Annotated in this window: 19 protein-coding genes; 9 read left to right on the plus strand and 10 right to left on the minus strand. The window is 48.9% G+C overall.

The window, feature by feature from the left end:
• Window positions 1–38 precede the first annotated feature (38 nt).
• The 7 genes from aroB to pilM all read right to left on the minus strand — a co-directional run bounded on the left by aroB (window position 39) and on the right by pilM (window position 5,577).
• Complete coding sequence (gene aroB / locus K9N75_RS20330; protein WP_224452051.1) at window positions 39–1,124, minus strand: 3-dehydroquinate synthase; 1,086 nt, start codon at window positions 1,122–1,124, stop codon at window positions 39–41.
• 41 nt (window positions 1,125–1,165) lie between these two features.
• Window positions 1,166–1,684: a shikimate kinase AroK gene (aroK, locus tag K9N75_RS20335; RefSeq protein WP_004090980.1), complete on the minus strand. Its 519-nt coding sequence runs from the start codon at window positions 1,682–1,684 to the stop codon at window positions 1,166–1,168.
• A 322-nt stretch (window positions 1,685–2,006) separates the two neighbouring features.
• The gene (gene hofQ, locus K9N75_RS20340) at window positions 2,007–3,320 is read right to left on the minus strand and encodes a DNA uptake porin HofQ (RefSeq protein ID WP_114445673.1); all 1,314 of its coding nucleotides are present in this window, start codon (window positions 3,318–3,320) and stop codon (window positions 2,007–2,009) included.
• Entirely contained in the window at window positions 3,317–3,676 is a 360-nt protein-coding gene (locus K9N75_RS20345) for a hypothetical protein (RefSeq protein ID WP_020303558.1), read from the minus strand. The genes hofQ and K9N75_RS20345 overlap by 4 nt, the downstream gene beginning before the upstream one ends.
• Window positions 3,673–4,188: a hypothetical protein gene (locus K9N75_RS20350; RefSeq protein WP_224452052.1), complete on the minus strand. Its 516-nt coding sequence runs from the start codon at window positions 4,186–4,188 to the stop codon at window positions 3,673–3,675. Before K9N75_RS20350 ends, K9N75_RS20345 begins: the two co-directional genes overlap by 4 nt.
• Window positions 4,175–4,747: a PilN domain-containing protein gene (locus tag K9N75_RS20355; RefSeq protein WP_224452053.1), complete on the minus strand. Its 573-nt coding sequence runs from the start codon at window positions 4,745–4,747 to the stop codon at window positions 4,175–4,177. Before K9N75_RS20355 ends, K9N75_RS20350 begins: the two co-directional genes overlap by 14 nt.
• A complete protein-coding gene (gene pilM, locus K9N75_RS20360; protein ID WP_130974261.1) occupies window positions 4,735–5,577 on the minus strand; it encodes a pilus assembly protein PilM in 843 nt (280 codons plus the stop codon). Before pilM ends, K9N75_RS20355 begins: the two co-directional genes overlap by 13 nt.
• 120 nt (window positions 5,578–5,697) lie before the next feature.
• Between pilM and mrcA the strand changes: the two genes are divergently transcribed.
• Window positions 5,698–8,268: a peptidoglycan glycosyltransferase/peptidoglycan DD-transpeptidase MrcA gene (mrcA, locus tag K9N75_RS20365; RefSeq protein ID WP_008815507.1), complete on the plus strand. Its 2,571-nt coding sequence runs from the start codon at window positions 5,698–5,700 to the stop codon at window positions 8,266–8,268.
• 78 nt (window positions 8,269–8,346) lie between these two features.
• Here mrcA and nudE read toward each other — a convergent pair whose 3' ends face one another.
• Window positions 8,347–8,913, minus strand: coding sequence for an ADP compounds hydrolase NudE (nudE, locus tag K9N75_RS20370; RefSeq protein ID WP_130954896.1), 567 nt, complete (start codon window positions 8,911–8,913; stop codon window positions 8,347–8,349).
• 454 nt (window positions 8,914–9,367) lie between these two features.
• Between nudE and K9N75_RS20375 the strand changes: the two genes are divergently transcribed.
• The 5 genes from K9N75_RS20375 to pckA all read left to right on the plus strand — a co-directional run bounded on the left by K9N75_RS20375 (window position 9,368) and on the right by pckA (window position 15,594).
• Window positions 9,368–11,482: an IgaA/UmoB family intracellular growth attenuator gene (locus tag K9N75_RS20375; RefSeq protein WP_008815509.1), complete on the plus strand. Its 2,115-nt coding sequence runs from the start codon at window positions 9,368–9,370 to the stop codon at window positions 11,480–11,482.
• A 95-nt stretch (window positions 11,483–11,577) separates the two neighbouring features.
• Window positions 11,578–12,270, plus strand: coding sequence for a GMP/IMP nucleotidase (gene yrfG, locus K9N75_RS20380; RefSeq protein WP_008815510.1), 693 nt, complete (start codon window positions 11,578–11,580; stop codon window positions 12,268–12,270).
• Between the two features lie 62 nt (window positions 12,271–12,332).
• A complete protein-coding gene (gene hslR, locus K9N75_RS20385; protein WP_008815511.1) occupies window positions 12,333–12,749 on the plus strand; it encodes a ribosome-associated heat shock protein Hsp15 in 417 nt (138 codons plus the stop codon).
• Between the two features lie 85 nt (window positions 12,750–12,834).
• Window positions 12,835–13,716: an Hsp33 family molecular chaperone HslO gene (gene hslO / locus K9N75_RS20390; protein ID WP_008815512.1), complete on the plus strand. Its 882-nt coding sequence runs from the start codon at window positions 12,835–12,837 to the stop codon at window positions 13,714–13,716.
• Window positions 13,717–13,974: 258 nt separating this feature from the next.
• Window positions 13,975–15,594, plus strand: a complete 1,620-nt coding sequence (pckA, locus tag K9N75_RS20395; protein ID WP_004090998.1) for a phosphoenolpyruvate carboxykinase (ATP) — start codon at window positions 13,975–13,977, stop codon at window positions 15,592–15,594.
• Between the two features lie 70 nt (window positions 15,595–15,664).
• On the opposite strand, the gene envZ is transcribed toward pckA, so the two are convergent.
• Both envZ and ompR read right to left on the minus strand, forming a co-directional pair.
• Entirely contained in the window at window positions 15,665–17,053 is a 1,389-nt protein-coding gene (envZ, locus tag K9N75_RS20400) for a two-component system sensor histidine kinase EnvZ (RefSeq protein WP_130975171.1), read from the minus strand.
• Entirely contained in the window at window positions 17,050–17,769 is a 720-nt protein-coding gene (gene ompR / locus K9N75_RS20405; RefSeq protein WP_004091002.1) for an osmolarity response regulator transcription factor OmpR, read from the minus strand. The genes envZ and ompR overlap by 4 nt, the downstream gene beginning before the upstream one ends.
• Before the next feature lie 412 nt (window positions 17,770–18,181).
• Between ompR and greB the strand changes: the two genes are divergently transcribed.
• The 3 genes from greB to feoA all read left to right on the plus strand — a co-directional run bounded on the left by greB (window position 18,182) and on the right by feoA (window position 22,070).
• The gene (gene greB, locus K9N75_RS20410) at window positions 18,182–18,658 is read left to right on the plus strand and encodes a transcription elongation factor GreB (protein WP_008815514.1); all 477 of its coding nucleotides are present in this window, start codon (window positions 18,182–18,184) and stop codon (window positions 18,656–18,658) included.
• 104 nt (window positions 18,659–18,762) lie between these two features.
• The gene (locus K9N75_RS20415) at window positions 18,763–21,099 is read left to right on the plus strand and encodes a Tex family protein (protein WP_039189272.1); all 2,337 of its coding nucleotides are present in this window, start codon (window positions 18,763–18,765) and stop codon (window positions 21,097–21,099) included.
• A gap of 686 nt (window positions 21,100–21,785) precedes the next feature.
• Entirely contained in the window at window positions 21,786–22,070 is a 285-nt protein-coding gene (feoA, locus tag K9N75_RS20420; RefSeq protein ID WP_008815516.1) for a ferrous iron transporter A, read from the plus strand.
• Window positions 22,071–22,099 lie beyond the last annotated feature (29 nt).

The raw sequence follows: 22,099 nt of genomic DNA on the forward strand, positions 1-22,099 counted from the left end.
TCTCACCGGTCAACTCAATATTTAATGATTCGACAACATCAATCGCGGCAATCCGCAATTGCAGCTAGGACAATCTCATGAGCTACGCCTGCACGCACTTCTGACTGACCAATCGCGATTGGCAGCACCAGACGCAGTTCACCAGCCAGAACCTTCTTATCACGCATCATATGTGGTAGGTAGGATTCTGGAGTCATACTTTTTGGCCCGGAAACTGGCAGACCCGCCCGCGTAATCAACGTTCTGACGCGAGCAACATCAGCCTCATTAAACTGACCAAGACGGCGAGCAGTATGCGCAGCCATCATCATGCCAGCCGCAACAGCCTCACCATGCAACCATTTACCATAGCCCATTTCTGCTTCAATCGCATGACCATAGGTGTGACCTAAGTTCAGCAATGCTCGCACGCCCTGCTCTGTTTCATCCGCAGCAACCACTTCCGCTTTAAGCTCACAACAACGGCGAATGCAGTACGCCATTGCTGTTGGTTCAAGGTTTAGCAGCGCATCCAGATGTTCTTCTAACCAAACGAAGAATTCACCATCCAGAATAATGCCGTATTTAATGACCTCGGCTAAACCAGAGGCAAGTTCGCGCGCTGGCAGCGTTTTTAAACAGTCAATATCCACAACAACAGATGCGGGTTGATAAAAAGCCCCGATCATATTCTTTCCAAGTGGATGATTGACCGCTGTTTTTCCGCCAACAGAAGAGTCAACCTGAGACAGTAATGTCGTTGGCACCTGAATAAAACGAACACCGCGCTGATAGCACGCCGCCGCAAAACCCGTTAAATCGCCAATAACACCACCACCTAGAGCGATAAGCGTAGTATCACGCCCGTGGGGCTTTTGCAGTAATGCGGTAAAAACCTGCTCCATCACAGACAACGTTTTGTATTGTTCGCCGTCCGGCAAGATCACCTGATCCACCCGAACACCGGTCTGCTCAAGAGCATGTCTAACACGATCAAGATAGATTGGCGCTAACGTTTCGTTAGTCACTAACATCGCCTGATCGCCCGCCTTTAGAGGCAGGAATGAAGCAGGCTCCTCAAACAAACCAGAGGCTATCGTTATCGGGTAGCTACGCTCCCCAAGAGTGACGGTAATCCTTTCCATGGTGTGCTCAGAACCTTTTTCAGATTAAGAATTCAATATAATCAGTTGCTTTCCAGCATATGGATAATCTGGTTTGCAACAACTTTAGCACTTTGATCATCCGTACGGATGGTCACGTCAGCAATTTCTTCGTACAGAGGATTGCGTTCTTTTGCCAAGTCTTCCAGCACTTCACGCGGTGTATCTACCTGCAACAGCGGACGTTTTTTATCACGCTGCGTACGAGCAAGCTGCTTCTCGATGGTGGTTTCAAGATAAACAACCACGCCGCGAGCTGACAAGCGGTTACGGGTTTCGCGAGATTTCACGGAACCACCACCCGTTGCCAGGACAATGCCTTGTTTCTCAGTCAGTTCATTGATGACTTTTTCTTCACGATCGCGGAATCCTTCTTCGCCTTCCACGTCGAATACCCAGCTAACATCAGCTCCGGTGCGTCGCTCAATTTCTTGATCGGAATCGAAGAACTCCATATTCAGTTGCTGAGCTAACTGACGACCAATAGTACTTTTGCCGGCACCCATAGGCCCAACCAGAAAGATATTGCGTTTCTCTGCCATGTTTTTCGGTACTACTAAGACAATTCGTTAATGATAACCCGCCCCGCCAATCAAATTAGCGACGGGACCTAAACTGAAACCTCATGAGCGATAGTGTGAGATCAGACGAAAAATTATCTCAACACTCTAGGTAGTTTGGCAACCGAATAAATCACAGCGCACGCCAAAGGTTAAATCACGGCGATAACGCTTTGGCCGGGGTACGGAAAAGCTCGGTGCTTAATTCGCTACCCTTGTAAGCTAAATCAAGCGCAGCGTCAAACGCGGAAACCATTCATGTGATAAAAAATTTTACCATTTGGGTAAAAAAAGTATCGAATGGTTATTTCCTGAGTAATGATGAGGGCGTTTCAGTTTTTACCAGCTTAGGGGTGATAAAAATCACCAGCTCACGGCGTTTAGACGCATCTGTTGAGTCGCGGAAAAGTGCCCCAAGTAGGGGTATATCGCCTAACTTAGGCACTTGTGTTTTCCCATGCGTCGTCTGTCGTTGAAAGATTCCGCCTAAAATCACGGTATCCCCATCAGACAAAGTGACCTGCGTTTTTATTTCTTGTTTGTCGATAGCTAATGCCTCGCCATCGCCCTGCTTGATACTCCTACCAGGCATATTTTGCGTAATCTGCAGCGTTAGCGTGATTTTTCCATTGCGCATTACGCGAGGTGTAACCTCCATCCCTAACACGGCTTCCTTAAACTCTATCGAGGTAGAGCCACTGGCCCCGCTGGAAACCTCATAAGGAATTTCAGTCCCCTGCTTAATGCTGGCAGTTTGCAAATTCGTCGCCATCAAATGCGGGCTCGCAATAATCTCGACATTATCCTCCTGCTCAAGCGCTGAAAGCTCCAGTTCCAATAAACGGCCACCAATGCGAGCGATCTGAAATCCAGCATTAAATGAACGCCCTTCGGCAGGCAGTCCCATGTTGAATTGGTTCAGCCGAAAATTACTGGAGTCCGAATCTGAAGATGTTGTCTCATCGGAGTCAGCTGTCCCCCAGCGCACACCAAGTTCATTCAGACTTTCGCGATTAATCGTCACAATGTGCGCAGTGAGCTGCACCTGAGACACCGGTTGATCAAGCTCATCTATCCATGCCTGAACCGCTCTGGTGTTCTCAGGAAGGTCTCGCACCAAAATCGTATTCGTCCTAGGATCTGCACTGACCGTTCCCTGAGCGCTTAATAATCCGCCCTTTTGCTGCGTCAGATTTTTTACCACTGCATCAACATCCGCTTGCTGTAACGCGATGGTCAGAGAAATTGGCCGCTGCGCATTTTCCTGCAACTGCTTGTTGTGAACCCGCTCCTGTCGTTTATCAACCACGGCCATTGTCTGCACAAAAAGAATATTGCCTGTCTGCTCTATCGAGAGTTCATGTAGCCGCGCTATTGCCTGCATGGCCCGCTTCCAAGGCACATCGACCAGTTTCAACGAGGTATTGCCTTTCACATCCTCACTAACAATCAGATTAAGGTGTTGATTATCAGCCAGAGCCTGTAATACGTTAACTAATGGAGCATCAGAGAAGGCGAGTGTAATCGGCGTATCATCTCGTATTTTTGTAGCCCATGAGGCAAAGGCCAACGCCCACAGCAGGCAGCCATAACAGCATCCATATTTTAATCTCTTCATTCCCTTGCTCCATCTGCAATACTCTCAACAGCACAACCAAACGGATAAACAGTCGGCCGCCTGATGGCTGAATATTCGGCATGACCTTCGCCTTTAACGTTTTCGTCTTTCACTCGCGGGGAAAATTTAGGCACAGACATTACGCTCTCGCCATTTGGCAAAAGTAACCACACAGTCCAGCAGCGACCATTCCCAATAACCCCAAGAACTCTGGCTGCATCTGACTCTGTTTTTATTGATTCTGGTATCCAAGAGTGAAATGGATCACGCTCTGCCTGTGTGATGGATACCGGCGCCATTTCCAATATCAGCAGCAACGAAAGTCCCCCGAGGCGAATTGTGTGGCTCCACTTCATGACAGTTCACCGACCAGTAGCTGGACTGAAATCATTTCTGGCTCAGAGTGAAGCTCTATCTGCATAATCGGTCTAGCACACTGTGCCAATCTATCGATTAACTGCATCAGCTGAGTGAAGTTAAGCGTGGCATTCATTTGCCATCGCCCACTATTCGGTTCCTGCGTATTTTTGTCCTTCTGCCAGTTAATTTGCTGGGCAAAGCGCTCGCCGACAGGCAAATCGTTACACTGAGTGGCTAATGGCTTTAACAGCAACGTATCAACAGAAATTTTTAGTAGCAGCGTTCTTTGGCTCAAAACATCTTTGACCATGCGTTCTTGATGCATCTCCGCCCCATTTTTGGCTGTCCAAGTCGACGACTCCATCCACTGAGCTAGCGCCGTTAAACCAAGCCTTCCACCAATAAGACAAATCAGACACGCGGCAAGTAAAACAAAATAAAAACGCCGGGGTGATAGCATGCACAGCCAACAGATAAGCGGCTCTAGAGCACCACTATTGATCTTCATGTGAACGTCCCTGTGTATTGTCGCTTTGCCAGCCCACGGTCTTCCCTTGCAACAAAAAGCTCTGCTGGCCTTGCCCCGAGTCAGCCATTTTCAGCAGATGTAAACCTGCAGCGCTGTCAACTTTGCTGAAACGCTCAATAAAAACGGCGATCGCCTCGGGGGTTAACGCCGTGCCTTCAAGTTCAAGCTGATCCGATTGCAACGACAGGCGTGTAAACCATATTTGCGCGGGTACATAGCGCTGCATATCCACCAACAGGGCTAAGAGTTGTAACCCTGACTCACGCCCCTTCTCATATCGTTGATACTGGCTAAGTTGCGTCTTTGCCTGAGAACTCCACATGAGTAACTGAGTTTTCTGCTGCTGCAGTCGTTGAGTTCGTTGCTGGTAAATCGCAATGTCCATTCGCCAATAGTGCATGTGTCGATAAGCGCAATAGCTGACATAACAGGCCACTAGCGCTAATAAAATCGCAGTTGCTATCGCGCACTGCGCGCACTTACGTAGCCGATTAGTGCGCAACGCCGCATACCACGGGCATAAGTTTATCTGCTCCATGATGTTCTCTCTGCGCATAGCGCCAAACCGATAGCCAAAGCAAACATTTCCGGTTGTGCCGGTAGTGGGGGTTGTAGGAAGGTCAATGCGCTAAATGGAGACCAGCCGCTAGATTGCACTGCGCCACAGCACAGCATCGAATGAGCTGGCACATCATATTGAGCAGCATGTGAAGTGACGCGCTCGACCACGCTGGAATGCTCTTCTCCAACCTCTCGTGGAATGTAGCCGAAAGCGAGCGACTGAGAGAACGGCGCAGCCCAAGTCAGCACAGACTCTCCCACATGCAGCAAAAGTGCCGTGGGCGATTGCCGACTGAGTGCGGCAGAACGGCGCATCGCGCAGGGGGTGATATCAGCAATACTGGGCGCTAAACCGGCATTTGCTAACGGAGTCATCCAATCCTGCATATCTTGTTGGCGGACTGCGGTCATTAACCAATCTTTAGGAGAGGAAGGTTGACGGCTGTAATCACATGCAAACTCGGATCGCGGCAATAACAAACTCTTCTCCGCCGCCAAATCAAGTAGGTTTTGCTGCAGACTGGGAGGGACGTCGGCATCCGGCATCGAAATGCTTTGTTGCATAATAATTTCGGGGGAGAGTCCGATTCGGACCGAAGTATTCGAGGGAAGCTGACTTCGCAGCTCGGATAGCAGATGATTCAACCAATCAGACTGGCGTAATCGCCCACTTTCAACCACATTTATGGGTGATGAAAACTGCCACCAACGCTTGAGCTGCCAGCCTTTGCGGTGAAAAGTGATCGCCACGGCACAAAGTGTGCGAGGCTGAATGTCTATCCCTAACTGCCAAGTCCGTGCGAACATATGTAACGATCTCCGAATCGTCAATGAAAGAAAAGAACGTATCCTCCGTGCAGGCTTGCCTTTATACTACTGCGCGTTTGTTTATAAACTGCCCAATTGACAAGTGATGGGAAATTCTAGGTGAAGTTCGTAAAGTATTTAATCATTCTTGCAGTCTGTTGCATTTTGCTGGGAGCAGCCGCTGTATTTGGCCTATACAAATACGTTGAGCCACAGCTACCAGATGTCGCGACGCTAAAAGACGTCCGACTGCAAACTCCAATGCAAGTTTATAGCGCCGATGGATACCTCATCGCGCAATACGGCGAAAAACGTCGTGTTCCTCTGCCGCTTAAGCAAGTTCCGCCGCAGATGGTCAATGCCTTTATTGCGACTGAGGACAGCCGCTTCTTTGAACACCATGGTGTCGACCCGGTGGGGATTTTCCGCGCCGCTTCCGTGGCGTTATTCACCGGTCATGCCTCGCAGGGCGCGAGTACCATTACCCAACAGTTGGCTAGAAACTTCTTCCTAAGTCCAGAACGTACTTTGATGCGTAAAATCAAAGAGGCTTTCCTCGCGATCCGCATTGAACAATTACTGACCAAAGATGAGATTCTAGATTTATACCTCAATAAAATTTATTTGGGTTACCGCGCCTATGGCGTTGGTGCCGCTGCGCAGGTCTATTTTGGCAAAACTGTCGATCAGCTAACGTTGAGTGAAATTGCTATGATCGCCGGCTTACCCAAAGCCCCCTCGACGTTTAACCCGCTGTACTCTCATGACCGCGCGTTGGCTCGTCGTAACGTCGTTCTGAGCCGTATGTTGGATGAAAAATACATCACCCGTGCGGAATATGACCAAGCGCGTAACGAGCCGTTAGAAGCACGTTATCACGGACCTGAAATCGACTTCTCTGCACCTTATCTTTCTGAGATGGTGCGCCAAGAGATGGTGAAACAGTACGGTGAAAATGCGTATACCGATGGTTACAAGGTTTACACCACGGTAACCAAGCGCTTGCAGTTAGCGGCACAAAGCGCGCTGCGCAACAACGTTATCGCTTACGACATGCGCCACGGCTACCGTGGTCCATCAAACGTGCTATGGAAGGTGGGACAACCAACTTGGTCTCGCGAGCAAATTATTAATTCGCTGAAAACGCTGCCAACTTATGGGCCGCTGTTGCCAGCCGTCGTCACCGAATCCAATGCGGACGAAGCAACGGTTATGTTGGCAAATGGCACCAACGTGACACTGCCAATGGCAACAGTCCGTTGGGCTCGTCCGTTTAAGACCGACCGCATACAAGGCCCGACACCGCGACGTGTTAACGATGTGATTCAAGCAGGCCAGCAAATTTGGGTTCGCCAAGATGAAGATCAGAAATGGTGGCTAGCGCAGGTTCCGGATGTTAACTCGGCGCTGGTTTCGCTGAATCCACAAGACGGTGCGGTCAAAGCGCTGGTTGGTGGTTTTGACTTTAACCAAAGTAAATTTAACCGCGTTACTCAGGCTCTGCGTCAGGCTGGCTCGAACATTAAACCGTTCCTGTATACCGCAGCGATGGACAAAGGTTTAACGCTTGCGACTATCCTGAACGACCTGCCAATTTCACGTTGGGATGCCGGTGCTGGCACCGATTGGCGCCCCAAAAACTCACCACCGACCTATGCCGGTCCAATCCGCCTACGTCAGGGATTGGGTGAGTCTAAAAACGTGGTGATGGTACGTGCCATGCGTGCGATGGGAGTGGACTATGCAGCAGAATACCTGCAACGTTTCGGATTCCCTGCGCAAAACATCGCGCATACCGAATCACTGGCATTAGGCTCGGCTTCGTTTACGCCAATGCAGTTGGTTCGTGGCTACGCCGCATTTGCCAACGGCGGTTATCTGATTGACCCTTATTTCATCACCAAAATCCTCGACGGTGAAGATAAGGTCATTTTTGAGGCCAAACCTAAAGTCGTTTGTGAAAGCTGTAACTTGCCGGTTATTTATGGACAGACACCAAAATCCGTTGCCCTGACAGATGACAACGTTGAAAACGTAGCTGTTTCTCAAAGTGGCAACGCTAACTCCACAGTTCCAATGCCACAGCTGGAGCAGGTAACCGCGGCACAAGCTAGCCAAGACTCAGATCAGCAATATGCACCACACATCATCAGCACACCGCTAGCGTTCCTGATGCACGATGCGCTAAACAGCAATATATGGGGTGAACCTGGTGGTGGCTGGATGGGCACCGGCTGGCGCGCTGGCCGCGACCTGAAACGTCACGATATCGGCGGTAAAACAGGTACCACTAACAGCTCGAAGGATGCGTGGTTCTCTGGTTACGGCCCTGACATCGTCACCAGTGTCTGGATCGGTTTCGATGATCATCGCCGTGATTTGGGTCGAACCACCGCGTCTGGCGCGATTAAAGATCAAATCTCCGGCGGAGAAGGCGGTGCCAAAAGCGCTCAGCCAGCATGGGATGACTTTATGAAAGCGGCGCTGGAAGGCGTTCCTGAGCAGAAAATGGCTCCGCCTCCGGGTATTGTCAGTGTCACTATCGACAAGTACACAGGTAAGCTTTCCAGCGGAGGCGCTGGCAGCAAGTCTGAATACTTCATCGATGGTACTCAGCCAACGGAATACTCGGTGCAAGAAGCAGGCACGACGGTGACAGACAGCGGCGGCGAAAGTCACGAGTTGTTCTAACCGGCATTCATCGCAGGTCAGGACAAAAACGAGAAAGGGGCCAATCGGCCCCTTTCTTTTTGATGCGATATCAATCGACTAATCGGCTTTAGATGTACGCGTAGCCAACAGTTCACGCACTAAAAATAGCGCGCTGACGTTACGAGCCTCGCGAAAATCAGGGTCTTCAAGCAGTTCCATCATGCGGGCTATCGGCCAGCGTACCACGGGCATCTGCTCCGGCTCATCACCTTCCAAACGTTCAGGGAACAGATCCTCCGCCAGCACGATGTTCATTCGGCTAGAGAAGTAGGAAGGCGCCATGGTTAACTTATGCATAAAGGTAAAATGCTCAGCGCCAAACCCAGCCTCTTCCATTAGCTCTCGATTTGCCGCCTGAAAAACATCTTCGCCAGGATCGATCAATCCTTTAGGGAAACCGAGCTCATAGCTCTCAATGCCTACGGCATATTCTCGAATCAGCAACAGGTCATCACCCAAAATAGGAACAATCATCACGGCTTCACGCTCAGAAGGACGCATACGCTCATAGACTCGGCGTACGCCGTTGCTAAACTCTAAATCCACAGACTCCACATTAAACAAACGTGAGCGTGCGATAGTTTCCACGCTGAGAATTTTTGGCTTTTGTGGGAGTTTTTCCATGATGGCCCCGAATTAATGGTTTTTCCGCAATTAAGTATGATTCGGCAACGGCCAAAAGCACTGGCATAGGGCCAGACATGCGGTATATTTGAAATCCATATCTTACTTTATAGATACAGATCACAGTATTCATCTCATCTTGCATTGTGCGCAGATGACGTTGGATTCGCAACATTTGTTGAGGATATTTTGCAGCTTTGTTTCTGCCCGCATTGACTCACAAAATTCCGCTCAATACTTCTCTATTACTTGCCACACCTGAGAAAAATCGGATAATGCCGATATAATCAGCAGGTGTTGACTGCTAACCTTTTTATACGAATATGCGGCACACCAGTGCAAAACTGTAAATAAAATCACTTCATAACATATATTTATATTCGCTTTATGATTCATCCGTATAATGCCCTTTTTGGGCAAGGTAGAAAGGTGATGATTACCAAACGGGGTCGGCATGAGTGCACCAGTTATCGCATCAATTCTACTGAGCCTCTGCCTGCTGATTGCCGGATGTGTTTATTGGTTTAAGATGAAAAAATCTGCGTTACTAACTACATCTTTCCCATTTATTAAAACTAAACTACGTAAACTGCAAAAAGACGAACTTCAAGCCATTGAGCAATACATCAATAAGCTTGAATCCTCTTCAAGTTCCTCTCAAGCATCCTTGCCCGTAGCTCAACATCGCCTGATGCCTCAGGGGGATCGCGTCTATCCGCTTACCCATGCGATAACACGCTACGAGTTGACCACCGACGATCCCAACAAGCGCCGTTACTACCTCGATAATATCGAGGTACACCTCCCAGTTTTCTGGGAACAGTACATCGCCGACGATAACCAGCTTGAAGTCATTAAAACCCATAGTATTCCATTGGTTATCTCCATCAACGGTCACTCTTTAGTGGATGCGACTCAGGAGGACTTCCTCCCGCCGCCAGACAACACCAGCAGCGCATCCATCCGCCAAACCGAGAGTGAGAAAGTTGAACTGCAAGGCGTGCGTAAAGAGACGTTGCAAGAATACCAACTCAGCCAACAAGGCGGCATCCGCGAATCCGTCGTTATCGTGATCGCGTTGCTCATGCTCTATACCAGCCTCATCAGTCCCAACGCCGTCATGCCTTGGTTGTTAACCACCGCGACCGGACTGATTGCGTGGGGGATCTGGCGTTTATACAGTCGCCCTTCCGAACGCGATCTCAAAGAAGTTCACTGCATTCGAGGCATTCCCAAGCGCTGGGGACTGTTCGGAGAATCCAATATTGGGCAAATTAACAACGTCTCTTTAGGGACGTTGGATCTTATCTATCCAGCACATTGGCAGAACTATATTCAAAAAGATCTCGGGCAAAAAACCGATATCGAAATGTACCTTAACCGCCAAGTCGTCAGGCAAGGACGCTTTCTGTCACTGCACGACGAAGTGAAAAATTTTCCACTGCAACGCTGGGGGCGCAATATTGTCCTCATGAGCGGTGCATTACTGACACTAGCGCTGCTGCTCTCTACCCAACCACTCAGTATTCCATTTAAGCTCAGTTCAGCTTGGCTACATGGTAATCACACCGTAGATGTCAATAACGTAAAGTCTCTCGCGGCACTACCGCTGCATGTAGGCGATAGCTTGAATATTCAGGGCACTGGCATGTGTCATGTTCCGGATTCTTATCAGGAAGGCACTCGCTATCCATTTATGCCTTTCGATTGCTCCGCCATATACTGGAGTAATGCGACGCCAATGGCGGCTCCAGCTTCAGATGTTATTGATAATGCAGCAGCATTACTGAGCACCGTTAATCGCCAACTCAACGCAAATAACGAAGAGCAGAAGGTCAACCCAGGGCTTGCCAATGCCATTCAAAAATCAGGCATGATCTTGTTAGATGACTTTGCTGATATCGTTTTGCGTACTGAAGATCTGTGTGCGCAGGAGTCAGAATGTACTCGGCTAAAAAATTCATTGGTCAATCTTGGCAACAGCCGCTCTTGGAACGCACTGCTGAAGAAGGCCCAAAATGGTGGACTCGACGGTGTGAATGTTCTTCTACGTCCGGCCAGCGCTCAGTTGTTATCTAACATAGTGAATAGTGCGGTTTCATCGTTCTATTACCGAGAAACACATCAGGCAGCTCAGTCACTTAGCGCCACGCCACCGGGCGGTTTCTTGATTATTAGCGACGAAGGAAAACAGCTGGTCAATCATCCGCAACCGGCAATCTCACTCTATGATTACACTGCGATCGATCAGTGGCGCGAGCTTGAATCATTATCACAGCAGCTATTGTCAACGCCGTTCAAAGCTAGCGGTGTCATCACTGAAATCAGCACAGATGCTAACGGTACCCGACATATCATGCTCCACAGTGAGCCTGATGGACTCACGCTGTGGAGATATATCCTGACCTGCATACTGCTCCTTGCCGTGGCGCTTATCATCGTGGTCAATGCCATGATGTTTATGTTCAGGATACAAAAATCAATGAATCGCATCCCTGATATCCAGCGCTATTATGATCAATGTATCAACCACAGTATCATGCCGTTTGATACGCCCCCACGACGCTAATTTCATCGGCTGGCATGACAAGCCATCAGAGTAAAAATATAATTGATTAGCCAGCATTTGCTGGCTTTTTCGTCTATCTCCCAAGGAGCCCTTTTATGTCCCTCATCCCAAACCAACAGCCTGATTTTAATTGGCAGGAAATTGAAACCGTCCTGCTGGATATGGATGGGACATTATTGGATCTCGAATTTGACAGCTACTTCTGGCTCAATCTCGTGCCACAAACGCTCAGCGAACGCCGCGGCATTGAACTCGACGAAGCCAAAAAGCTGATCCGTAATGAATACAACGCCGTTCAGCACACGTTGAACTGGTACTGTTTTGATTATTGGAGCGAACGTCTTGATCTGGACATCTACCAGATGACAACCGAAGTTGGAGCCCGAGCACGCTTACGCCAAGATACTCAGCCATTTTTAGAGGCACTACGCGAGAGCGGAAGAAAAACTATTTTGCTCACCAATGCCCATCCACATGGGCTCGCCGTGAAGTTAGAACACACCGGACTCGACCAACATCTTGATTTATTATTTTCCACCCACACATTTGGTTATCCGAAGGAAGATCAGCGCTTGTGGCAGGCGATACAAAAACGTACCGGTTTTAATCCTGCAACAACGCTTTTCGTCGATGATGCCGAACCCATTCTGGATGCTGCGCAAAGCTATGGTATTCGCTACTGCCTCGGCGTGCGCAACCCGGACTCAAGCATGGCCGAAAAGCAATTCTCACGCCATCCGTCCATGAATGACTACCGCACATTACTGCCAGCCTTTCAGCTACGATAAACGCTATTCACAACGCTGAAAGCCCTGCGCCTTAGGTTATCGCCACAGAGGTAGGAGCCCGTATGAAAGGTAAGAACGAACAGGATGACAGTGCCATTCGTTTGGATAAATGGCTCTGGGCTGCGCGATTTTATAAAACCCGCGCCATCGCACGCGAAATGGTTGATGGCGGGAAGGTTCACTACAATGGACAGCGTGGTAAACCCAGTAAAATTGTGGAAATTGGCGCAGAAATCAAGCTACGCCAAGGAAATGACGATCGCACGATCGTAGTGACTGCGCTCACCGCCCAAAGGCGCGGTGCTGCAGATGCCCAACAGCTCTATGAAGAGACTGCGGCCAGTATCGAAAATCGAGAAAAAGTCGCACTCGCACGCAAAATGAATGCGCTGACCATGCCGCATCCCGATCGTCGACCAGATAAGAAAGAACGACGTACGTTGCTGAAGTTTAAAAACGATCAGGCTTCAAGCGAATAAATTAAACACGGCAAACAAGCCTAATTAATTGGAGCGGCGACAGCGGCTTCAAGTCAGTAAGGGTAAAGCCCTAAGAGAGAAAACCATGTCTAATCACGACCAATTACATCGCTATCTGTTTGAAAATATGGCCGTTCGCGGCGAACTGGTTACGGCCAGCCACACTTTCCAGCAGATGCTCGAAAACCACAGCTATCCGGCACCGGTGCAAACGCTGCTGGGTGAGCTATTGGTTGCCACCAGCCTGTTAACTGCCACGCTGAAATTTGATGGCGATATCACCGTTCAGATCCAAGGTGATGGCCCTCTAAAAATGGCGGTGATCAACGGCAACAACCAGCAAGAAATGCGCGGTGTTGCACGATTACAGGGTGATATCGCTGAAGGCAGCAGCATGCGCGAAATGCTAGGCAACGGTGTGATGGTGATTACTATTACCCCTAACGAAGGTGAACGCTATCAAGGCGTTGTTGGCCTAGAAGGCGAAACGCTGGCCGAATGCCTCGAGGCTTACTTTATGCAATCCGAGCAGCTGCCAACCCGACTGTTCATTCGCACTGGTGAGCATAATGGAACCGCATGCGCGGCAGGTATGTTGCTGCAAATAATGCCCGCTCAACCCAATAACGTGGAAGATTTGTCGCATCTGGCGCAGTTAACCGCAACGGTGAAATCCGAAGAGTTGTTCGGCTTACCCGCTAACGAAGTGTTATATCGTCTGTACCATCAGGAAGAAGTGACTCTGTATGAACCACAAGATGTAACCTTCCGCTGCACCTGTTCGCGTGAGCGTAGCGCTAGCGCCCTGTTGACGGTTCCGGTTGAAGAACTGAATCATATGCTAGAGGAAGATGGCAACATCGATATGCATTGTGAATACTGCGGTAATCATTATGTTTTTGATAAAATTGATATTGAATCGCTGTTTGCCGGTGGACAGAGCCATAATGAAGATTGCGTTCACTAAGCGCTGATTTCTCCCCAAAAAAGGCGAAGCCCGCAATATCCCCGATAGATTTGAAGATGACGGGAATGCGGGCTTTTTCATTGATCCTGCTCAGCATATATAGATTATCTGGAGGTAAATTCCGTGTTGTTCATCTCATAACTGAATGAAAGGCGGATGAAAATTGGTTTTTTTGATGATTCTCTCGGTTAAACGAACTTCAATCTCTGACACTAGAAGCAGCTAAAAATCTAATCTTACAAGGAAAGGAGTAGTGTCATGCATAAGAAAGGCTTAACCCCACAGGATTTAGCAGAATATGGAATCACTGACGCAGCTGAAATCATTTACAACCCAAGTTATGACCTGCTCTTCCAAGAAGAAACTGCCCCAGATCTAAAAGGCTATGAGCGTGGCACTGTGACCAATCTAGGCGCAGTCGCGGTAGATACCGGAATCTTTACCGGTCGTTCCCCTAAAGATAAGTACATTGTGCGTGATGACGTCACACGCGATACCGTTTGGTGGTCAGATCAAGGAAAAGGTAAAAACGACAACCATCCGCTTTCCGTTGAAGTTTGGCAGCATTTGAAGTCATTGGTAACCAAAGAGCTTTCAGGTAAACGCCTGTTTATCGTTGACGCATTCTGTGGCGCCAACAGCGATACTCGTCTGAGTGTTCGCTTTATTACCGAAGTCGCTTGGCAGGCGCATTTTGTTAAGAATATGTTTATCCGTCCAACTGACGAAGAACTTGCCAACTTTAAGCCCGACTTCATCGTGATGAACGGTGCTAAATGCACTAACCCACAGTGGAAAGAACAAGGCCTGAACTCTGAAAACTTTGTGGCCTTCAATTTGACCGAGCGTATCCAACTGATTGGTGGTACTTGGTACGGCGGGGAAATGAAGAAAGGTATGTTCTCGATCATGAACTACCTGCTACCGCTGAAAAACATCGCGTCTATGCACTGCTCTGCCAACGTTGGCGAAAAAGGCGACGTGGCTATTTTCTTCGGTCTTTCCGGTACCGGTAAAACAACGCTTTCTACCGATCCGAAGCGCCAGCTTATCGGTGATGACGAACATGGCTGGGATGACGACGGCGTATTCAACTTTGAAGGTGGCTGCTATGCAAAAACCATTAAACTATCAGAAGAGGCTGAGCCCGATATCTATCACGCGATAACTCGTGATGCATTATTGGAAAACGTAGTGGTACTAGAAGATGGTTCGGTTGATTTTAACGACGGGTCTAAAACGGAAAACACCCGTGTTTCTTACCCGATCTACCACATCCATAACATTGTTAAGCCAGTGTCGAAAGCCGGTCATGCTAAGAAAGTGATTTTCTTGACCGCGGACGCCTTTGGCGTATTACCACCGGTTTCTCGTTTAACCGCCGATCAAACCCAGTATCATTTCCTGTCTGGCTTTACCGCCAAGTTAGCGGGCACCGAGCGTGGAGTCACTGAGCCAACGCCAACCTTCTCTGCATGTTTTGGCGCAGCGTTCCTGTCGCTGCACCCAACTAAATATGCGGAAGTTCTGGTTAAGCGCATGCAGGCCGCCGGGGCTCAGGCCTATCTGGTCAATACCGGCTGGAATGGAACGGGTAAACGTATTTCTATCAAAGACACCCGTGCGATTATTGATGCCATCCTGAGCGGTGAAATCGATAATGCGGAAACGTTTACACTGCCAATCTTTAATCTGGCAGTACCAACGGCGCTGCCAGGTGTGAACCCAGATATTCTGGATCCACGCGACACCTACGCCAGCAAAGAACAGTGGCAGGAAAAAGCCGAAGACCTGGCACAACGCTTTGTCACCAACTTTGATAAATACACCGACACCCCTGCAGGTGCGGCGCTGGTGAAAGTAGGACCAAAGGTTTGATTTAATACGATAAAAAACCAAAGGAGCCGTAAGGCTCCTTTTTTACTTAAGAATCCAAGTAAGACCCTATTCAGTGATGAGGCTCTTTATCTTTCTTCTTATGGATATTTTTGACGCTGTGAGAGGGCGCTGGCGTAAGCTCAGGTGTCAACAACAAAGCACGAATACGAAGCCCGCCGCGTTCACTGGTACCAATATCCAGACTGCCGGAATGACCATCAATAATTCGCTGCAAAATTGCCAAGCCCAATCCGGTGCCGCTGGTTGTACGAGCACTTTCGCCACGCACAAACGGTTGGAATAAATGTGCCAGCTGTTCAGGCGCAATCCCAGGGCCGTCGTCCTCCACTTGGAACCACGCTTTTTTGCCCTCAGTGCCGCTGCTGACCTTAATCCAACCATTACCGTAACGCGTGGCGTTAACCACCATGTTCACCACAGCACGTTTGATCGACAGGGGATGAGCATCCACCAACAGCTCACCCTCGGCAAAATCAGTATCAATCACACGCTCATAGCCACTTTCAGCCGCGACAACTTCGGCTAAGATACCGTTTAGGTCGCAAACTTCAGTCTGCATCTCTTGTCCGGTGCGCAGATAATCAATGAACTGCTCAATGATGGCGTTGCACTCTTCAGTATCTTTATTGATCGATTCGGCCAAATAACCATCTTCGCTGCTCATCATCTCCGTAGCTAAACGGATACGCGTGAGCGGCGTACGTAAGTCATGACTCACACCGGCCATAAGCAGCGTTCGATCATCAGCGAGCTGCTTAACTCCGGCTGCCATCTGGTTAAATGCACGCGTTACTGAGCGAACCTCTGACGCCCCATATTCTCGTAGCGGTGGCGGTATATGCCCCTTCCCTACCTGAATAGCGGCGTGTTCCAGTTCAACTAAGGGTCGGTTCTGGATACGAATAAATAACCATGCACCGCCTATCGCCAACAGCATAATGGCCAGCGTATATCTAAATAGCGGAGAAAAATCGCCCTGATGGATTTCTGTTAACGGGACTCGAACCCAAATATCAGGCGACAGCCACGTTTTCAGCCACACCACGGGGGTATTTTTACTGATTTCAACACGCACATCAGTTGGGCCACCCAGCTGTTGAGCCATCTGCTGGCTGAGGAACTGATAGTGTTGCGCCCAGCGCAAACCACTCTCCTCCGCCGCAGAATTGGTGTAGAGCGAAATGCCCAACTCACGGTAAATCTCACGACGAAAAGCCGGAGGAACCTCCAGCTGTGTGCCATCTTCCAACTGCAGCTTGTCCGTCATCAACATCCGGACTTCGTAGGCCAACACTTTATTGAACTGCTGTAGGCTTGGCAGAATCGCAAAATTCAACACCACCAAATACGTTGTCACCAAACTGACAAACAGTAAGGTGACAATCAGCAATAACGTGCGGGCAAACGAGCTACGCGGAGAGAAGCGCAGTCTCCTCATGCTTTACTGCCGTCCGGAACAAAGACGTAGCCGAGACCCCAAACGGTCTGGATGTAACGAGGATGAGCCGGGTCTTCTTCAACCATGCGGCGCAGGCGAGAAATCTGCACATCGATGGAACGTTCCATCGCACTGTATTCACGCCCACGAGCCAGATTCATCAATTTATCGCGAGACAGTGGCTCACGCGGATGGCTAACTAAGGCTTTAAGCACGGCAAACTCACCGCTGGTTAACGGCATAGGTTCGTCTTCACGGAACATTTCGCGCGTGCCAAGATTCAGTTTGAACTTACCAAAGGAGATAACCGCATCTTCCTGTGAAGGTGCGCCCGGTAATTCGTTAGCCTGACGACGTAATACGGCGCGGATACGAGCCAACAGTTCGCGTGGGTTAAACGGTTTAGGAATATAGTCATCAGCACCGATTTCCAAACCAACGATGCGATCGACCTCTTCGCCTTTCGCCGTCACCATAATAATTGGCATCGGGTTGCTTTGGCTGCGCAAACGGCGGCAGATGGAGAGACCATCTTCACCTGGCAGCATTAAATCCAGCACCATCAGGTGGAAAGATTCACGGGTTAGCAAGCGATCCATTTGCTCGGCGTTGGCGACGCTGCGTACCTGAAAACCTTGTTCGGTCAGATAGCGCTCTAACAACGCACGCAGGCGCATGTCATCATCAACAACTAATATTTTGTAGTTCTCTTGCATGGTGTTCTCCCAAAGGCGCCAAAGGCTGGATGCCCGACACGCTGAGCCGTTATAAAAATAAAGGGATCTTTTAAAGACACCTATTGTTCAGAAACTGCGGCAATTGAGACAGCAGATAATGGTTTATATTCTAGCCTAAATTGTTACAAAGGTTATTTATCTTATGCTTACGGACAGTTATTGCACTTTTTATAGCAGAAATGCGATCAAATCGGCATCGTAAGACGACTCGTCTAGGCTCGAATTGTATTCTTGCGGATCCTAAGTTAACGTTCCACCCCCGCACATGGGGAAAATCCTGCAAGTTACAGAGTAGAAGTCAGAATGGCGATAGCTAGGAAGACGAAGGTGACAAGCGGGCATTAATGAGTCTCCCGATTTTTATTTTATGTGTTTTACAGGGCAGCAAAGAATGAAAACGCAACTGATTACACGCGGCGGCTACGAAAAGCTCAAACAGGAACTGGACTATCTCTGGCGAGAAGAACGACCGGAAGTCACGAAAAAAGTGACGTGGGCGGCGAGTCTAGGCGACCGTAGCGAAAACGCGGACTATCAATATAACAAAAAGCGCCTGCGCGAAATTGACCGTCGAGTTCGCTATCTGACCAAATGTCTTGAACAGTTGCGGATCGTAGACTATTCCCCACAGCAAGATGGCAAAGTCTTCTTCGGCGCATGGGTTGAAGTAGAAAACGATGAGGGCACCATCAAACGCTTTCGTATCGTCGGCTATGATGAAATTTTCGGCCAAAAAGACTATATCTCTATCGATTCACCGATGGCGCGAGCCTTACTCAAAAAAGAGGTTGGCGACGCCGTAACCGTCATGACTCCCGCCGGTGAAGCGGTGTGGTACGTAAATGAAATTGAGTATCCGAAGGCATAATTCGGCATTATCTGAGCGCTTCGCGGCCCTCTGAACTGGCATGTTTGTGCATCAAAAAGTATATACTTGCCCATGATTTTTAAACTTACGGACATACTGATTCTATGAATGATTCATTGAGCCGCATTATTGCTAGCGAACTGCAAGCACGGCCAGAGCAGGTTGACTCAGCAATTCGCCTCTTGGACGAAGGTAACACAGTCCCTTTTATCGCTCGCTACCGTAAAGAAGTCACTGGTGGTCTAGACGATACCCAGTTACGTCAGTTAGAAACTCGTTTGGTTTATCTGCGCGAACTGGAAGAACGCCGAGCCACGATCCTGAAGTCTATCGACGACCAAGGTAAGCTCACCGAACAACTTGCTGGTGCCATTAACGGCACAATGAGCAAAACTGAACTAGAAGATTTATACCTCCCCTATAAGCCTAAACGTCGTACTCGTGGACAGATCGCCATTGAAGCCGGTCTGGAACCTTTAGCCGATTCGCTTTGGCAAGACCCACAGCAAGAGCCTGATACTCTGGCGGCAAACTTCGTCGATGCCGACAAAGGCGTTGCCGATACCAAAGCCGCTCTGGATGGGGCTCGCTATATTTTGATGGAACGTTTCTCCGAAGACGCCGCTCTGTTGGCCAAAGTGCGTAACTATCTATGGAAAAACGCCCATCTCGTTTCCAAAGTCGTGGAAGGAAAAGAGGAAGAAGGCGCGAAATTCCGTGACTATTTCAATCATCACGAGCCTATTGCTAACGTTCCTTCTCATCGCGCGCTAGCCATGTTCCGTGGCCGTAACGAAGGCGTACTGCAACTTTCACTGAATGCCGATCCTCAGTTTGATGAAGCACCGCGTGAAAGCTACTGTGAACAAATCATCATCGACCATTTAGGTTTGCGTCTGAACAATGCACCGGCTGATGCGTGGCGCAAAGCCGTAGTGAACTGGACATGGCGTATCAAGGTGTTATTGCATCTGGAAACCGAGCTGATGGGCACGCTGCGCGAACGCGCAGAAGACGAAGCTATCAACGTATTCGCCCGTAACATGCATGATCTGCTGATGGCAGCCCCTGCAGGGATGCGCGCAACGATGGGACTCGATCCTGGGCTGCGTACCGGCGTTAAAGTTGCCGTGGTGGATGGGACTGGCAAACTGGTTGCCACAGATACCATTTATCCACACACCGGGCAGGCCGCTAAAGCCGCTGCGGTGGTTGCAGCGCTGTGTATCAAACACAACGTTGAGCTGGTTGCGATTGGCAACGGTACCGCATCTCGCGAAACTGAACGTTTCTATTTAGACGTACAACGTCAGTTCCCTGAAGTTAAGGGACAGAAAGTCATCGTCAGCGAAGCGGGCGCATCGGTTTACTCGGCGTCAGAATTAGCGGCTCAAGAGTTTCCCGATCTGGATGTATCCATTCGTGGAGCGGTATCTATCGCCCGTCGTCTGCAAGATCCCTTGGCTGAGCTAGTCAAAATCGATCCAAAATCAATCGGTGTTGGTCAGTATCAGCATGATGTCAGCCAAACTCAGTTGGCTCGCAAATTGGATGCGGTTGTCGAAGACTGCGTAAACGCCGTCGGCGTAGACCTGAATACAGCCTCAGTGCCATTGCTAGCGCGAGTTGCGGGTCTAACCCGTTTAATGGCGCAAAATATCGTTGGCTGGCGCGATGAGAATGGCCGCTTCAGCAACCGTGAACAACTGCTTAAAGTTAGCCGTTTAGGCCCTAAAGCGTTTGAACAATGTGCCGGCTTCCTGCGTATCAATCACGGCGATAACCCGCTTGATGCATCCACCGTTCATCCTGAAGCTTATCCCGTTGTGGAGCGTATTCTGGCAGCAACGCGTCAGAGCCTGCAGGAGCTAATGGGTAACCCAACCGAACTGCGTAACCTGAAGGCCAGCGAATTTACCGATGAGCGCTTCGGTGTGCCAACCGTGACCGATATCATCAAAGAGCTGGAAAAGCCGGGCCGAGATCCTCGCCCTGAATTCAAAACGGCAACCTTTGCCGACGGCGTTGAAACCATGAACGATCTCCAGCCGGGGATGATTTTGGAAGGCTCCGTAACCAACGTGACCAATTTTGGTGCATTCGTTGATATCGGTGTTCACCAAGATGGTTTGGTTCACATCTCGTCCTTGGCCGATAAGTTTGTTGATGATCCACATAAAGTGGTTAAAGCAGGCGATATCGTGAAGGTTAAAGTCATGGAAGTCGACATGCAGCGCAAGCGTATCGCTTTAACCATGCGTCTGGACGAACAACCGGGTGAAGGGGGGTCACGTCGTGGTAGCGCAGAACGCACCACAGAGCGTCAGCGTCCAGCCAACGGCAATGCGCGTCCCGCACGCAATGATAAGAAACAGGATAGCGGCAATAACAGCGCCATGGGTGATGCATTGGCCGCTGCCTTAGGAAAGCTGAAGCGCTAAGGGAATCCTCAAATCACCTTCCCTCTCCTCGATTTTCGATGAGGGAAGGTGAGATTCATCACATTTTACAAATCTAAATGAGTATTTATTGCAATTACATCAGTGATTCTCACATGTGTTACTCATCCAATTTGATAACAAATAGTTAAAAACAGTTTCTTTGCTGTGTGATTTTTAACATTATTAATGTTTAGAAACTCAGTTTTATTAACCTATTAATTTTCCAACTTTACTGACAAACAGCCACCCTTCATTCTAATTTGTTTCCTTCTCCCTACAAACCTCATGAGTTTTATCAAATATATTGAACATGCAAACGCCATATCATTTAATCTCATGAAGATAAGCCGCGAAAAACATACAAATTATTAACTCTTGTAACCAATGATTCTCATTTGCGATAGCTGAAAAATAGTGCTAAAACGGCACAATAAGGATTGAATTACAGCTAATCCGCCGAGGACGTTGACGACAGATTTCACAGCCTTGGCGACTTTTTTCCTGTGATTTTAATAATGATTCTCAATATTATTATATTACGCATTCTCCAATGCCATCTTGCATCACTCTTCTAGAATGCGCGGCGCTATCGCCAAGGATAAAAATAATCCGGTTCTCCCGTCTGATATAAAACCTCAGACCCGAGTATTTCTCCGTAGCAAATTACCGAATGTAAGAAGGTTTTTATGCATCAGCTTATTCCGGGCCACCAATATAAAATTATTGGCTTTTCGCCTTTAATTAGCCCTGCCTACCGTCAGAAATTACTTTCTCTGGGTTTTTTGCCAGGCTCTCCATTCAGCGTGGTTCGCATTGCGCCACTTGGCGACCCAATTGAAGTGAAATCGCGCCGTGTAAGCCTCGTTCTGCGTAAAAAAGATCTTGAATTATTGACGATTGAATCGATGCCGCTGGACGATAAAACCAAAACCAGCGTCATGACGCCTCAGATTACGGCTAACGGCGCATAGATACGCGACTCGCTTTGCTGCTGACCAAT

It is taken from the genome of Hafnia paralvei (assembly GCF_020150375.1).
In the GTDB taxonomy this organism is placed as follows: Bacteria; Pseudomonadota; Gammaproteobacteria; order Enterobacterales; family Enterobacteriaceae; genus Hafnia; species Hafnia paralvei.